Genomic DNA, 14,201 nt, shown 5'->3' with positions numbered 1-14,201 from the left:
GTGCCAGAGCCGGGGTCTCCGGGCCGCTCATCCGCGGTCGCGCTCGGTCACGGTTCGACGTCGGTGAACGCGTTACGGACATCATCGACTGCGGCTGTCTCATCCGCCTCGCCGGTCAGGATGCGTTCCAGCTCCGCCCGGCCGGGCAGCTCCGCCGGGCGCACGATCTCCCCGCTGCGTACATAGAGGAACGCCGCCGAGACCGCCGACAGCGGCAGGCCGTGCTGTTCGGCCCAGGCCAGGCGGTAGATGGCCAGCTGGAGGGGGTCGGCTTCCGACCGGCCGGTCTTCCAGTCGATGATCTCGTAGCCGCGCCCGTCGTCTGTTCCGGACTTCCGGTATACGGCGTCGATCCGGCCGCGCACGGTCCGGCCCGCCAGGGTCAGCTGGAACGGCACCTCCACGCGGTGCGGCGTGCGCCGGGCGTACGGCGTGCGCGCGAACGCCTCCTTGAGCGCCGTCAGCTCCCGCTCGTCCGCGATCTCCGGCTCGTCGTCCGCGCCGCCCGGCAGCTCGTCCGGGCCGAGGAACGGCAGCGGCAGCGCCTCGAAGCGCGACTCGACCCAGGCGTGGAACCGGGTGCCCCGGCGCGCGGCGGGCTGCGGCGGGCGCGGCATGGGGCGGGCCAGCTCCCGCGCGAAGCCGTCCGGGTCGGCGGCCAGCCGCATCAGCTGGGAGGCGGTCAGGGTCTGCGGTACGGGCACCTCGTGCACGCTCTCGCGAGCGCGCCGCAGCTCCCCGGCGAGCGCGTCGAGGTCACGGTCCCAGGAGTCGGCCAGCCGCGCCTCCTCGGGAGCCAGGTCGCCGTCCGGCGTGGGGGGCGGGGTGCGGGGGTACGCGTGCTCGTCGCCGTACGGGTCCGGGGCGTCGGGCGGCACGTCGTCCTCGTACGGGTACGGCTCCAGGTCGTCCGGCGGCTCCGGCCAGTCCTCGTCGTCCGACGGCTCCGGCCACACCGGGTCGCCGTCCGGGACCGGACGCTGCGGGACCGGCCCAAGCGAGTCCGGCGCATCCGGAACTGAGCCGTCCGGAGCCGGACCGTGCGGGTCCAGCGCGTACGAAACCGGCGCACCCGAGTCCCGGCCGACCGGGGCTGGGCCGTGCGGAGCCGACGCCTCCGGGCCGCCCGGGACCGGCCCGTACGGGTCCAGACCGTACGAAACCGGCGCATCCGAGTCCGGGCCGACCGGGGCCGGACCGCGTCGAGCCATGCCGTCCGGAAACGGCTCATCCGGGACCGGCCCGTGCGAGTCCGGGTCGCGCGGCGCCGGGCCGTCCGGAGGCGCCCCGCACGGGTCCGGCCACACCGGGTCGCCGTCCGGGACCGGGCCGTGCGGGTGCGCTGCGTACCCGTCCGCGGCCTGCGGGGGCGCCGTCGCCTCCAGGCGGGCCAGGTGGGTCAGGACCGAGTTCGCCGCCTGGCGGCGGCGGGTCAGGGCAGCGGGGTCCAGGGGGAGGGGCCAGGCGCGGTCGGTGGACTTCTCGCGCAGGGCCGGGTTCTCCGCGTCGTCGTCCGGCTCGTCCGCCCACACCTCGACCTCGCCGTACCCGGCCTCGCCGTGGGCGCGCAGCGCCTGCAGGAAGGAGGACGGGCCGCGGCGGCGCTTCTGGGACGGGCCCCACCAGTGGCCGGAGCCGAGCAGCAGGGAGCGGGGGCGGGTGAAGGTGACGTAGCCGAGGCGGAGTTCCTCCGTGCGCTGGTGCTCCTTCATGGCGCCCTTGAAGGCGGTGAGCCCCTTGGCGTCCCAGTCCTCGACCTCCGGGAGGGTGTCGGCGTCGCCGCGCAGGGCGTGCGGCAGGACCCTGGCGTTCGCCGTCCAGGACTCGCGGCTCTGCTCGCTCGGGAACCGCCCCTCGACCAGTCCGGGCACCGCCACCACGTCCCACTCCAGCCCCTTGGACTTGTGCGCGGTGAGCACCTTGACCGTGTTCTCCCCGCCCGGGAGGGCGTTGTCGAGCCCCTTCTCATACTGGGCGGCGGTCCGCAGGAAGCCCAGGAACGACTGCAGGGTGGCCTCGCCGTCCACGGCAGTGCCAGCCAAGGTGGCGAAGGATGCGGCGACGTCCAGGAAGTTGCCCAGCGTCTCGCGGCGGCGGGCGGCCAGGGCGTGCGGCGAGGCGGACAGCTCGACCTCCAGGCCGGTGGTGGCCAGCACTCGGTGGAGGACGTCCATGAGCGGGTCGGCCAGCGAGCGCCGCAGCTCGCGCAGTTCGGCGGCGAGGCGGGCGAAGCGCACCCGGGCCTCGGCCGAGAACGGCAGTCCGTCGTCCGGGCCGCCGCCGGATTCCAGGAAGGTGTCGAGGGCGTCGGCGAGCGAGATGATCTCGGACGGGTCGACGCCCTCGACGGCCTCGGCGAGCCGCCGGTCCGGGTCGTCGTCCGGGTCGCCGTGGCCACCGTACGAGACGAGCGCGCGGGCGCGGCGGCCGAGCAGCGCCAGGTCTCGGGGGCCGATGCGCCAGCGCGGGCCGGTGAGCAGCCGGACCAGCGCCGCGTTGGCCCCCGGGTCCTGCAGCACCTCGCAGACCGCCACCAGGTCGGCGATCTCTGGCAGGTGCAGCAGCCCCGACAGCCCCACGACCTCCACCGGAACGTCCCGCTCTACCAGTTCGCCCTGGATCTCGGCGAAGTCACCGGCCGTGCGGCACAGGACCGCAATCTCGCCGGGCGGGGTGCCGGTGCGCACCAGATGGGCGATCGAGTCGGCGAGCCAGGCCAGCTCCTCGGCGTGGGTGGACAGCAGCGCGCACCGCACCAGGCCGTCCCGCTCGGCGCCGGGCGCGGGGCGCAGCGCCTCGACGCCCTGGTGCATCGCGCGCAGCGGGGCGGCGAGCCCGTTGGCGAGGTCCAGCAGGCGGCCGCCGCTGCGCCGGTTCTCGCTGAGCGCGTAGCGGCGCGCGGGGCTGCCGTCCTGGTGCGGGAAGTGGGCGGGGAAGTCGTCGAGGTTGGCCACCGAGGCGCCGCGCCAGCCGTAGATGGCCTGGCACGGGTCGCCGACGGCGGTGACGGGGTGTCCGGTGCCGCCGCCGAACAGACCGGACAGCAGCAGCCGCTGGGCGACGGAGGTGTCCTGGTACTCGTCCAGCAGGACGACCGCGTACTGCTCGCGCAGGATCCGGCCGACCTCCGGGCCGCTGCGGGCCAGGGCGGCGGACAGCGCGATCTGGTCGCCGAAGTCGAGCAGATCGCGGCGGCGCTTCTCGGCGCGGTACTCCTCGACCAGTTCGAGGAGTTCGCGGCGGGCGCGGGCGGCCTCGGGCACCTTGCGCAGCGTGTCGTTGGTCAGCTTCACGCCGTCGAGGGTGTCCAGCAGCTCGGCGTCGTACGTACGCAGCCGCTCGGCGGGGACCAGGTGCTCGGCCAGTTCGGCGTCGAGCGCGAGCAGATCCGTCACCAGGTCGGCGAAGGGGCGGACGAGCGCCGGGTAGGGGCCGGGGGCGGTGCGCAGCACGCGCGCGGCGAGCTGGAAGCGGGTGGCGTCGGCGAGCAGCCGGGCGCTGGGCTCCAGGCCGATGCGCAGCCCGTGTTCCTTGAGGAGCTGTCCGGCGAAGGCGTGGTAGGTGGAGATGCCGGGCTCGCCCGCGGCCTCCTCGGCGGCGCCCGGATCCGGGTCGAGGTCCACGACGCCCGCCTTGACGAGCGCCTTCCGTACCCGCTCGGCCAGTTCGCCCGCGGCCTTGTTGGTGAACGTGAGGCCCAGCACCTGGTCGGGCGCGACCTGGCCGGTGCCCACCAGCCAGACGACGCGCGCGGCCATCACCGTGGTCTTGCCGGAGCCCGCTCCGGCGACGATCACCTGCGGGGCGGGCGGCGCGGTGATACACGCCGTCTGCTCGGGGGTGAAGGGAATCCCGAGCAGCTCCTTGAGCTGTTCGGGATCGGTGATGCGGGCTGACACTCCAGTGAGGCTATCGGTCGCCACTGACAAGCCACGCACAAGGGCTCACAAGGCCTCACAAGGGGGACAAGCCCCCACACCCCCCGCCGCCGATAAGGGACATGCCCCCCAAGTCATCTCATCCCCCGTCACTCCACCACGTGGCGGCCCTCCGCGCGGGCGCTGCACGAGGCGCGGAAGGCGCAGCGCTCGCAGTGCGCCCCGGTGCTCGGGGCGAAGCGCTCGTCCAGGACGCGTCCGGCGGCGGTGGCGAGCAGGTCGCCGACCCACTCCCCGTCGGGCCCGATCGGCGGGTCCTGCGCCTGGACCTTGGGGGCGGCCTCGCCCCCTTCCTTCTTGGGGGCGGCCTGCCGCAGCTGGACCAGTTCGGCGCCGCCCGGTTCGGGGCGGGCGTCACCGAAGAGGCCGTCGACGGCGCCCTCGCGCACGGCGAGCTGATAGACCGCCAGCTGGGGGTGGTGGGCGACCTCGCCACGGGTCACGGACTGCTTGCCGGTCTTGAAGTCGACGACGTACGCACGCCCCTCGGCGTCCGCCTCGACGCGGTCCATGCTGCCGCGGATGCGCACCTGGTAGGCGTCGGCTTCGAGGGTGACGTCGAAGCCGTGCTCGGAGGCGACCGCCGTGCGGCCGCCGCGCTCCATCACATGCCAGCGCAGGAAGCGCTCCAGGGCCGCCCGGGCGTGCTCCTTCTCCTGCCGCGACTTCCAGGGGGCGTCGAACGCGAGCGCGTCCCATACGGAGTCCAGGCGCTCCATCAGGACGGCGAGGTCGGCCGGGGTGCGGCCGGAGGCCACCTCGTCGGCCAGGACGTGGACGACGTTGCCGAAGCCCTGGGCGGCGGTCGACGGGGCGTCCGCCTTGACCTCGCGCCCCAGGAACCACTGCAGCGAGCAGGTGTTGACGAGCTGGTCGAGCGCGCTGCCGGACAGCGCCACCGGCCGGTCGCGGTGGCGCAGCGGCACCTCGCTGTGCGTGGGCTCGTACAGGCCCCACCAACTGGAGGGGTGGGCCGCGGGGACGAGCGGCCGCCCGTCCTCGTCGCGCAGCGCTGCGAGCCGCGCCAGCCGCTCGGCGGCGGCCTCCCGCAGGGCGTCCGAGGCGTCCGGGTCGACGGTGGTGGCGCGCAGCTCGGCGACGAGCGCCGCGACCGACAGCGGGCGGCGCGGCCGCTGGGTGACGTCGGCGGGGGTGACGCCCAGCTCGGTCAGGAACCGGGAGGGCTGGTCGCCGTCGTCGGAGGCCGCCTTGACGGCGGTGACCACCAGCCGGTCCCTGGCGCGGGTCGCCGCAACGTAGAACAGCCGCCGCTCCTCGGCCAGCAGCGCGCCCGGCGTCAGCGGCTCGGCGAGCCCGTCCCGGCCGATCCTGTCCGCCTCCAGGAGCGAGCCGCGGCGCCGCAGATCGGGCCACAGCCCCTCCTGGACGCCCGCGACCACCACCAGGCGCCATTCCAGCCCCTTGGAGCGGTGCGCGGTCATCAGCCGCACGGCGTCGGGGCGGGCGACGCGGCGCGAGAGGGTGTCGGCGGCGATGTCCTGGGCGTCGAGCTGGTCGAGGAAGTTGAGCGCGCCACGGCCGCCGGTGCGCTCCTCCGCGCGCGCGGCGGTCTCGAACAGCGCGCACACCGCGTCCAGGTCGCGGTCGGCGTTGCGCCCACCGGCCCCGCCGCGCTGGGCGGCGCCCTCCAGCCGCCCGGGCCAGGGGGTGCCGTCCCACAGCTCCCACAGCGCCTGTTCGGCGGTGCCGCCGCCCGCCAGGGACTCCAGCGCCTTGCGCAGCAGCAGGCCGAGCCGCTGGGCGCCGCGCGCGTACGCCGGGTCGTGGACGGCCAGCCGCTCGGGCGCGGCCAGCGCCTCGGCGAGCAGGTCGTCGGAGGGGCGCGGCACGGACTGTCCGGCGGCCCGCTCCTCCTCGCGCAGGGCGCGGCCGAGCTTGCGCAGATCGGCGGCGTCCATGCCGCCCAGCGGGGAGGTGAGCAGGGTGAGGGCGGTCTCGACGCCGAGGGCGGCGGTCAGCCCGCCGGAGTCCGGCAGCGCGGCCGTGGCGGCGGCCCGCAGCGCGGTCAGCAGGGGGGCCACGGCGGGTTCGTGGCGCAGCGGGATGTCGTCGCCGTCTACCTCGATGGGCACCCCGGCGGAGGTGAGCGCCCGGCGTAGACCCGGCAGCGAGCGCCCCCCGGCGCGCACCAGGACGGCCATCTCACTCCAAGGCGCCCCGTCCTCCAGATGGGCGCGGCGCAGGATGTCGGCGACGTTGTCCAGTTCGGCGCCCGCGGTGGGGTACGTGAACACCTCGACGCGGCCGCCGCCGCGAGCCGCCGTCAGCTCCCGGTGGGCGCGCACGGCGTGCGCCGGGAGGCGGGTGAGCGGCATCCGGCCGGTGATGAGCCGGGTCGCGGCGAGCAGCCGGGCGCCCGAGCGGCGCGAGGTGGTGAGGACCTCCACGGGCGCCGGACGGCCGTCCGCGCGCGGGAAGTCGTCCCGGAAGCCGAGGATGCCGTTCACATCGGCGCCCCGGAAGGCGTAGATCGACTGATCGGGATCGCCGAACGCCACGAGCGTTTTCCCATGGCCCGCCAGCGCGCGCAGCAGCCGGGTCTGGGCCACGTCCGTGTCCTGGTACTCGTCCACGAACGCCACGTCGTAGCGCGCGGCCAGCTCCGCCGCGACCTCCGGCCGCTCGGCGAGCAGCACCGCGCGGTGCACCAGCTCCGCGTAGTCCAGCACGCCCTGGGCGTCCAGGATGTCCAGGTACTCGGCGAGGAAGTCCGCCGCCGCGCCCCAGTCCGGGCGCCCGGTGCGGGCCGCGAACTCGCCCAGGGCCCGAGGGCCGAGCCCCAGCTCGCGGCTGCGCGCGAGCACCGCGCGCACCTCGTCGGCGAAGCCTCGGGTGGTCAGGCAGGCGCGCAGATCGTCGGGCCAGCGGACCGAGGCGCGCCCCGAGCGCTCCAGGTCGGCCTGCCCGGCCAGCAGCTCCCGTACGACGACGTCCTGCTCGGGGCCGGACAGCAGCCGCAGCGGATCGGCGAACAGGTCGACGTCCTGATGGGCGCGGACCAGCGCGTAACAGAAGGAGTGGAAAGTGGTGGCGCGCGGACCGGTCGCACCGCCCAGCCGGGCCGCCATCCGGTCGCGCAGCTCGACGGCCGCCTTGCGGCTGAAGGTGAGGACCAGCATCCGCTCCGGGTCGGCGCCGCCGCGCACCCGCCGGGCGACCGTCTCCACGAGCGTCGTGGTCTTCCCCGTGCCCGGCCCGGCGAGCACCAGCAGCGGACCGCCCGCGTGCTCAACCACGGCGCGCTGCCGTGCGTCCAGGACAGGGGGGGCCACCGGATCCGGCCGACGGCGGACCAGGCGGTACGTGCCCGGGGACGACGGCCGTACGAACGGCTGCCGTCCCCGCCGCTGTCGCGGCAGGGACGAGGAGGAGGAACTCACGTGGATCGCCGGTCCTGGTGGGTTGGCTGGGTGCGGGACAGCGTCTCATGCGCCATGGGGCGTCACCCGAATGGCTGTGGACAACCGCTACGGGGCTCCTGCGGCGTCCCCACGCTCCGTACCGCCCCTACCGTCCGTGCCGTCCCAGCGGGCCCGGCGCATGTCGATCTTCGGCAGATGGCCCTCGGCCGAGCGCGGCGCCGCGCGCAGCGGAGTGCCCTCCTCGCGGTAGTGGCCGAGGGCGCGCAGCTCGCTGCCGGGCAGCAGCGCGCCGTCCGCGCGCACCACGCGCCACCACGGCACGGCGCCCCCGTAGAGGGCCATCACCCGCCCCACCTGGCGCGGGCCGCCCTCCTCCAGCCACTCGGCGATATCCCCGTAGGTCATCACCCGGCCCGGCGGGATCAGCTCGGCGACGTCCAGCACCCGCTCCGCGTACGCGGGCAGCTCGTCGGCGGCCCGCGGCTCCTCGCTCTCCCGGCTCATCCCGCCCATCCTGCCGCACACCACCGACACCGCCCCCGACGACGACACCAACGCCGACACCGCCCCCGCCCCGCGCGGTACCGTCGAAGGCTCTGCGGACGGCGTCAGGGGTTCGATCACGCATGGTGCGGGAAGTCACTACGGGGCGTGCGATCCGTGGCTCACATCCCCGAAATGCACCCTGATGCCCTCCTCCGCAGCCCGGGCATGCCACCATCTTCCGGGCGGTGACTGGTGATACGAGATCAAGAAGAGACGGCGAAGCAGCAGGGTGCGCAGGCTCCGGAAGAGGAGCCCCGCACCCCTGAGGCGCTGCCGTGCTCCGACGGCTGCGACGACGATCCGGACGGCCCGCAGGGACACAACGAGCGCGTCTCCGGTGACGAACCGCTGCTGCCCGCCCGGGTCCACCGCCCCTCCGACCTGATGCGGCTGCTGCTCGGCGCGCTGGGCATCGGCATCGTCCTCGCCGTCGCGGCCTTCGCGCACGGCACCACCGCCGGGCTGGAGAAGGACATCGGCCACGGCGCCAACCAGGCGCCCCCGCTGATGATCGACTTCGCGGGGCTGACGGCCAGCATCGCCGTGCTCGTCCTGCCGGTGGCGTTCGCGATCGAGCGGCTGGTCAAACGGGACGGGCTGCGCATCGCGGACGGCGTCCTGGCCGCCGTCCTCGCCCACGGCATCTCCCTCGCCACCGATCTCTGGGTCGCCAGGGCCGCGCCCGACTCGATCCGCGAGGCCCTCACCCAGACCGCGCCCGGCGGCGCCCTGAGCGATCCCGTGCACGGCTACCTCGCCCCGGTGATCGCCTATATGACGGCCGTCGGAATGGCGCGCCGCCCGCGCTGGCGGGTCGCCATGTGGGGCGTCCTGCTGCTCGACGCGTTCGCGGTGCTCGTCGGCGGCTACACCACCCCGTTCGCGATCATCATCACGGTGCTCATCGGCTGGACCGTCGCCTACGGCACGCTCTACGCGGTCGGCTCCCCCAATGTCCGGCCCACCGGCCAGAACCTGCTCGCCGGGCTGCGCCGGGTCGGCTTCAACCCGGTCAGCGCCGCGCGCGCCGAGGAGGCCGTCGACGAGCACGGCAACCACAGCGACCGGGGCCGCCGCTATCTGGTCACCCTGGAGGACGGGCCGCCGCTGGACGTCACCGTGGTCGACCGCGAGCAGCAGGCCCAGGGCTTCTTCTACAGCGTCTGGCAGCGGCTGACGCTGCGCACGATCACCCCGCCGCGCAGCCTCCAGTCGCTGCGCCAAGCCCTGGAGCAGGAGGCGCTGCTCGCGTACGCGGCGATCGCGGCGGGCGCCAACGCGCCCAAGCTGATCGCCACCTCCGAGCTGGGCCCGGACGCCGTGATGCTGGTCTACGAGCACATCGGCGGCCGCCCCCTGCACGCCCTGCCGGACGAGGCCATCACCGACGAGCTGCTGGCCGGGGCCTGGCACCAGGTGCAGGCGCTCCAGTCGCGCCGCATCGCCCACCGGCGGCTGGACAGCGACGCCCTGCTGGTCGACCGCTCCGGCACGGTCATCCTGACGGATCTGCGCGGCGGCGAGATCGCGGCGGGCGACGTGGTGCTGCGGATGGACATCGCGCAGCTGCTGACCACCCTGGGGCTGCGGGTGGGCGCCGAGCGCTCCGTGGCCGTCGCGGTCGACGTCATCGGCCCGGACGCGGTCGCCGACAGCCTCCCCCTGCTGCAGCCCCTCGCCCTCGGCCGGGCCACCCGGGCGACGCTGCGCCACCTCGCCCGGGAGCGCGCCCAGCGGCAGCGGGAGGCGGTCCTGGAGGCATCCCGCGCCGCCAAGGAGGCCAAGGCGCGGGAGGCCGAGGAAGCCGAGGAGGCCGGGGGCGAGACCGAGGGCGGGCGCAAGGCCGAGCCCGCCGTCAGCGACCGTAAGACGGCCAAGGCCGAGAAGCAGGCCGAGAAGCGGGCGATCGACGAGGCCCTGGAGGAGGCCCGCGAGGAGGATCTGCTCGCCCAGATCCGCCGCCAGGTGCTGCTGGTGCGGCCGCAGGCGCCGATCGAGCCGGTGCGGCTGGAGCGCATCAAGCCGCGCACCCTGGTCAGCTTCTGCGCGGGCGCCTTCGCCGCGTACTTCCTGCTGTCCCAGTTCACCCACGTCAAGCTGGGCGCCCTGGTCGCCGAGGCCAACTGGATCTGGGTGGTGTTCGCGCTCCTCTTCTCCGCGCTCACCTATGTGGCCGCCGCCCTGAGCCTGCTCGGCTTCGTCCCCGAGAAGGTGCCGTTCGGGCGTACGGTCCTGGCGCAGGTCGCCGCCTCCTTCGTGAAGCTGGTGGCCCCCGCGGCGGTCGGCGGCGTCGCCCTCAACGCCCGCTTCCTGCAGCGCGCGGGGGTGCGGCCGGGGCTCGCGGTGGCGAGCGTCGGCGCGTCGCAGCTGTTCGGGCTGGCCAGCCACATCGTGCTGCTGGCCACCTTCGGCTACATCACCGGCACCGAGCGCACCCCGACGCTCTCCCCGTCCCGGACCGTGATCGCCGGGCTGCTGACGGGCGCCGTGCTGACCCTCGTGGTCACCGCCGTCCCGGCCTTGCGCAAGTTCGTCTCCACCCGGGTGCGGTCGCTGTTCGCGGGCGTCGTGCCGCGCATGCTGGACGTACTCCAGCGGCCCCGGAAGCTGCTCGCCGGAATCGGCGGCATGCTGCTGCTGACCGCCGCCAACGTGATGTGCCTCGACGCGTCCATCCGCGCGTTCGGCGGCGAGCTGAGCTACGCGAGCATCGCGGTCGTCTTCCTCGCGGGCAACGCCCTGGGCTCGGCCGCGCCCACCCCGGGCGGCGTCGGCGCCGTCGAGGCCGCCCTGATCGCCGGACTGACCTTCGCCGGGCTGCCGTACGAGGTGGCCGCGCCCGCGGTGCTGCTCTTCCGGCTGATGGTCTTCTGGCTGCCGGTGCTGCCCGGCTGGCTGGCGTTCACCCACCTCACCCGCCGAGAGTCGCTGTAGGTCGTACGGCACGTCCTCACCCGTACGCCCGCGCTGTGCGCGCGCGACCCCGCCGCGCCCCGCAGGATGGCGGTACGCCGCCACCCCGGGAGAGCCGCCGTGTCCCGACCCCTGCGCACCGGTGCGCTGTCCACCGCCGCCCTGCTGCTCGCCGCCACCGCCGGATGCGGCGGCGGCCCCGGCAGGCCGGACACCTCGGCGGGCCAGAAGCTCCACTGGGCCACGTGTCCCGTCCCCTCCGACAGCGAGGACGGGGCGACCACCAAGGCCCCGGGCCGGGAGTGGCAGTGCGCGACCCTGCACGTGCCGCTCGACTACGCGAAACCGCGCGGCGCCACGATCGGCATCGCGCTGATCCGCGCCAAGGCCACCGACCCGGACAAGCGGATCGGCTCGCTGATCTTCAACTTCGGCGGCCCCGGCGGCTCCGGCGTCGCCACCCTGCCCGCCCTCGCGAGTAGCTACAAACAGCTGCGCACCCGCTATGACCTGGTCAGTTTCGATCCGCGCGGGGTCGGCCGCAGCAAAGGGGTGCACTGTCTGGACGACCGGCAGCTCGACGCCTATTACGCGGCCGACGCCTCCCCGGACGACTCCGCCGAGGTGAAGTCCCTGGTGCGCCGGGTCAAGACCTACGCCTCGGGTTGCGAGAAGCGGTCCGGCGCGGTGCTCCCGTACGTCGGCACCACCAACGCCGCCCGCGACATGGACGTGATGCGCCGCGTCCTCGGCGACCGCAAGCTGTACTACTTCGGCGTCTCCTACGGCACCGAACTGGGCGGCGTCTACGCCCATCTGTACCCCGAGAAGGTGGGCCGGGCGCTCTTCGACGGGGTCGTGGACCCCACCCAGACCCCCGAACAAGGCGCCCTCGGCCAGGCGAAGGGGTTCCAGCTGGCGCTGGGCGACTACCTGAAGGAGTGCCGTGGCACCGCCGGGGCACGATGTCCGACCCAGGCCCAGATCCAGGCCCTGCTGAAGCGCCTCGACCGCCATCCGGTGGCGGGCAGCGGCAACCGGAAGCTCACCCAGACGCTGGCCGACGGGGGCATCGCGCAGTCCCTGTACTCACGCGACTTCTGGCCGTACCTCACCCAGGGCATCGCCGGGGCCCGGCAGGGCGACGGCGGGATCCTGCTGGCCCTCGGCGACGCCATGAACGGACGCGACGAGAACGGCGACTACAGCACGCTGCAGGCCTCGCTCAACGCCGTCACCTGCGCCGACTTCAAACAGCGCTACACCCTGGCCGACATCCGGGAGAAGCTGCCCACCTTCCGCAAGGCGTCCCCGGTGTTCGGCGACTTCATGGCCTGGAGCCTCACCCAGTGCACCGACTGGCCCGTACGCGGCGCCTGGACCACCCCCGACGTGCGGGCCCGCGGCGCCGCCCCCATCCTGATCGTCGGCAACACCGGTGACCCGGCCACGCCGTACGCCGGGGCGCGGAAGATGGCCGACGAACTGGGGCCCGGGGTAGGCGTCCAGCTCACCTACAAGGGCGAGGGGCACGGGGCGTACGACAGCGGCAGCGGCTGTGTGCGCAAGACCGTGAACGCCTATCTGCTGAACGGCCGGGTGCCGGAGAACGGCAAGGTCTGCACCTAGCCGGGCCGCCGTCGCGGCTGTGACGGTAGGGAGACCAAGCGCGCACGTCCCGCTCATACCATCCTCATAGGATCACCGACCATGCCGACCATGCCGAGTTCCCTCCGCACCATACGGACCAGGGCGCTGGTCTCCGCGACCGCCATGGTCACCCTCATCGCCGTCGCGGGCTGCAGCGGCGGCGGAAAGGACCAGGGGAAGGCGTCGTCCGGGCCCTCGTCCGACGCCTCGTCCACCGCCCCGGCCGCTCCCCCGGGCGCCTCCGGGCTGCCCCGCTCGCTCACGGCCCAGCAGCCGCACTGGAAGGGCTGCGCGGCGCCGACCGCGCTCCAGGGCACCGGCAAGGCGCCGGGCGACGACTGGGAGTGCGCCGACCTCAAGGTGCCGCTGGACTGGGCGAAGCCGGGCGGAGAGACTTTTCGCCTCGCCATGATCCGCGCCAAGGCCACCGATCCGGAGAAGCGGATCGGCTCCCTGGTGTTCAACTTCGGCGGCCCCGGCGGCTCCGGCGTCTCCTCCCTGCCCGGATTCAGCGGGGATTACGACAAACTGCGCACCCGCTACGATCTGGTGAGCTTCGATCCGCGCGGGGTCGGCGAAAGCGACGGAGTCACCTGCCGGAGCGACAAGGAGATCGACGCCGCGGAGGCGGTGGACGGCACTCCGGACGACGCCGCCGAAATCAAGGCGGCCACCGCCGACGCGAAGAAATACATCGCCGGGTGCGAAAAGCGCTCCGGGAAGGTGCTCCCGCATGTGGACACCGTGAGCGCCGCCCGCGACATGGACCTCATGCGGCAGGTGCTCGGCGACCGGAAGCTCTCGTATTTCGGTATCTCCTACGGCACCGAACTCGGCGGCGTCTACGCCCATCTGTATCCGCGGCATGTGGCGCGCGCGGTCCTCGATGCCGTGGTCGACCCGTCCGCGGACACCGAACAGGGCTCCCTCGCCCAGGCCAGGGGGTTCCAGCTCGCGCTGGACAACTATCTCAAGGACTGCGCCAAGAAGGGGCCCGCCTGCCCGGTCGGCGACGATCCGAAGGCGGGCACCGAGAAAATCGTCAAGCTGCTGAAGAAGCTCGACAAGAAGCCCCTCGAAACCGACAGCGGCCGCAAGCTCACCCAGGGAGGGGCGCTCGGCGGTATCGCCGCCGCGCTCTACTCCAAGGACAGCTGGAAGTACCTGACGCTGGGTCTTCAGGAAGCGCTGACGCTCGACAAGGGAAATCTGCTGCTCGCGATGGCGGATTCGATGTCCGGCCGCGACGAGAACGGCCGCTACAGCAATATCAACGCGGCCAATACGGCGGTCAACTGCGCCGACGAGAAAGAGCGCTACACGGTGAGCGAGGTGAAGAAGCGGCTGCCCCGGTTCCGGGAGACCTCGAAGGTCTTCGGCGACTATCTGGCCTGGTCCCTGCTCGCCTGCACCGGCTGGCCGGTCACCGGGAAGACGGACAGCCCGGACGTGAGCGCCAAGGGCTCCGCGCCGGTCCTCGTCATCGGCAACACCGGCGACCCGGCCACCCCGTACGAGGGCGCCCGGACGATGGCCCGCGAGCTGGGCCGGGGCGTGGGCGTCGAGGTCACGTACCGGGGGCAGGGCCATGGCGCGTACAACAGCGGCAACGCCTGCATGACGAAGACCGTGAACGCCTATCTGCTCGACGGGAAGGTGCCGCCCGGCGGCAAGACCTGCGGATGAGCGACGAGGGGCCCGGACCGTCCGATGCGACGGTCCGGGTCACACCCAACACGGGGTGACTTTTATAGGGTTTGGGGGTGAATGA

6 protein-coding genes are annotated in these 14,201 nt (G+C 74.0%); 3 read left to right on the top strand and 3 right to left on the bottom strand.

What is annotated here, in order from left to right:
* Positions 1–47: 47 nt before the first annotated feature.
* The 3 genes from ACFV9T_RS37620 to ACFV9T_RS37610 form a co-directional block, all read right to left on the bottom strand.
* A complete protein-coding gene (locus ACFV9T_RS37620) occupies positions 48–3,899 on the bottom strand; it encodes a UvrD-helicase domain-containing protein (RefSeq protein WP_385447079.1) in 3,852 nt (1,283 codons plus the stop codon).
* A gap of 128 nt (positions 3,900–4,027) precedes the next feature.
* On the bottom strand, positions 4,028–7,339 hold the full coding sequence (locus ACFV9T_RS37615; RefSeq protein ID WP_385447077.1) for an ATP-dependent helicase: 3,312 nt from the start codon (positions 7,337–7,339) through the stop codon (positions 4,028–4,030).
* 87 nt (positions 7,340–7,426) lie between these two features.
* The gene (locus tag ACFV9T_RS37610) at positions 7,427–7,834 is read right to left on the bottom strand and encodes an MGMT family protein (protein ID WP_385447121.1); all 408 of its coding nucleotides are present in this window, start codon (positions 7,832–7,834) and stop codon (positions 7,427–7,429) included.
* A gap of 417 nt (positions 7,835–8,251) precedes the next feature.
* On the opposite strand from ACFV9T_RS37610, the gene ACFV9T_RS37605 reads away from it, so the two are divergent.
* The 3 genes from ACFV9T_RS37605 to ACFV9T_RS37595 all read left to right on the top strand — a co-directional run bounded on the left by ACFV9T_RS37605 (position 8,252) and on the right by ACFV9T_RS37595 (position 14,116).
* On the top strand, positions 8,252–10,801 hold the full coding sequence (locus tag ACFV9T_RS37605) for a YbhN family protein (protein WP_385447119.1): 2,550 nt from the start codon (positions 8,252–8,254) through the stop codon (positions 10,799–10,801).
* A gap of 66 nt (positions 10,802–10,867) precedes the next feature.
* The gene (locus tag ACFV9T_RS37600; protein ID WP_385447075.1) at positions 10,868–12,409 is read left to right on the top strand and encodes an alpha/beta hydrolase; all 1,542 of its coding nucleotides are present in this window, start codon (positions 10,868–10,870) and stop codon (positions 12,407–12,409) included.
* Between the two features lie 81 nt (positions 12,410–12,490).
* Complete coding sequence (locus ACFV9T_RS37595) at positions 12,491–14,116, top strand: alpha/beta hydrolase (RefSeq protein WP_385447073.1); 1,626 nt, start codon at positions 12,491–12,493, stop codon at positions 14,114–14,116.
* The last annotated feature ends 85 nt before the right edge of the window (positions 14,117–14,201 follow it).

Source organism: Streptomyces sp. NPDC059850, from assembly GCF_042731515.1.
Classification (GTDB): domain Bacteria; phylum Actinomycetota; class Actinomycetes; order Streptomycetales; family Streptomycetaceae; genus Streptomyces.
This window is presented reverse-complemented; position numbering and strand designations above follow the sequence as displayed.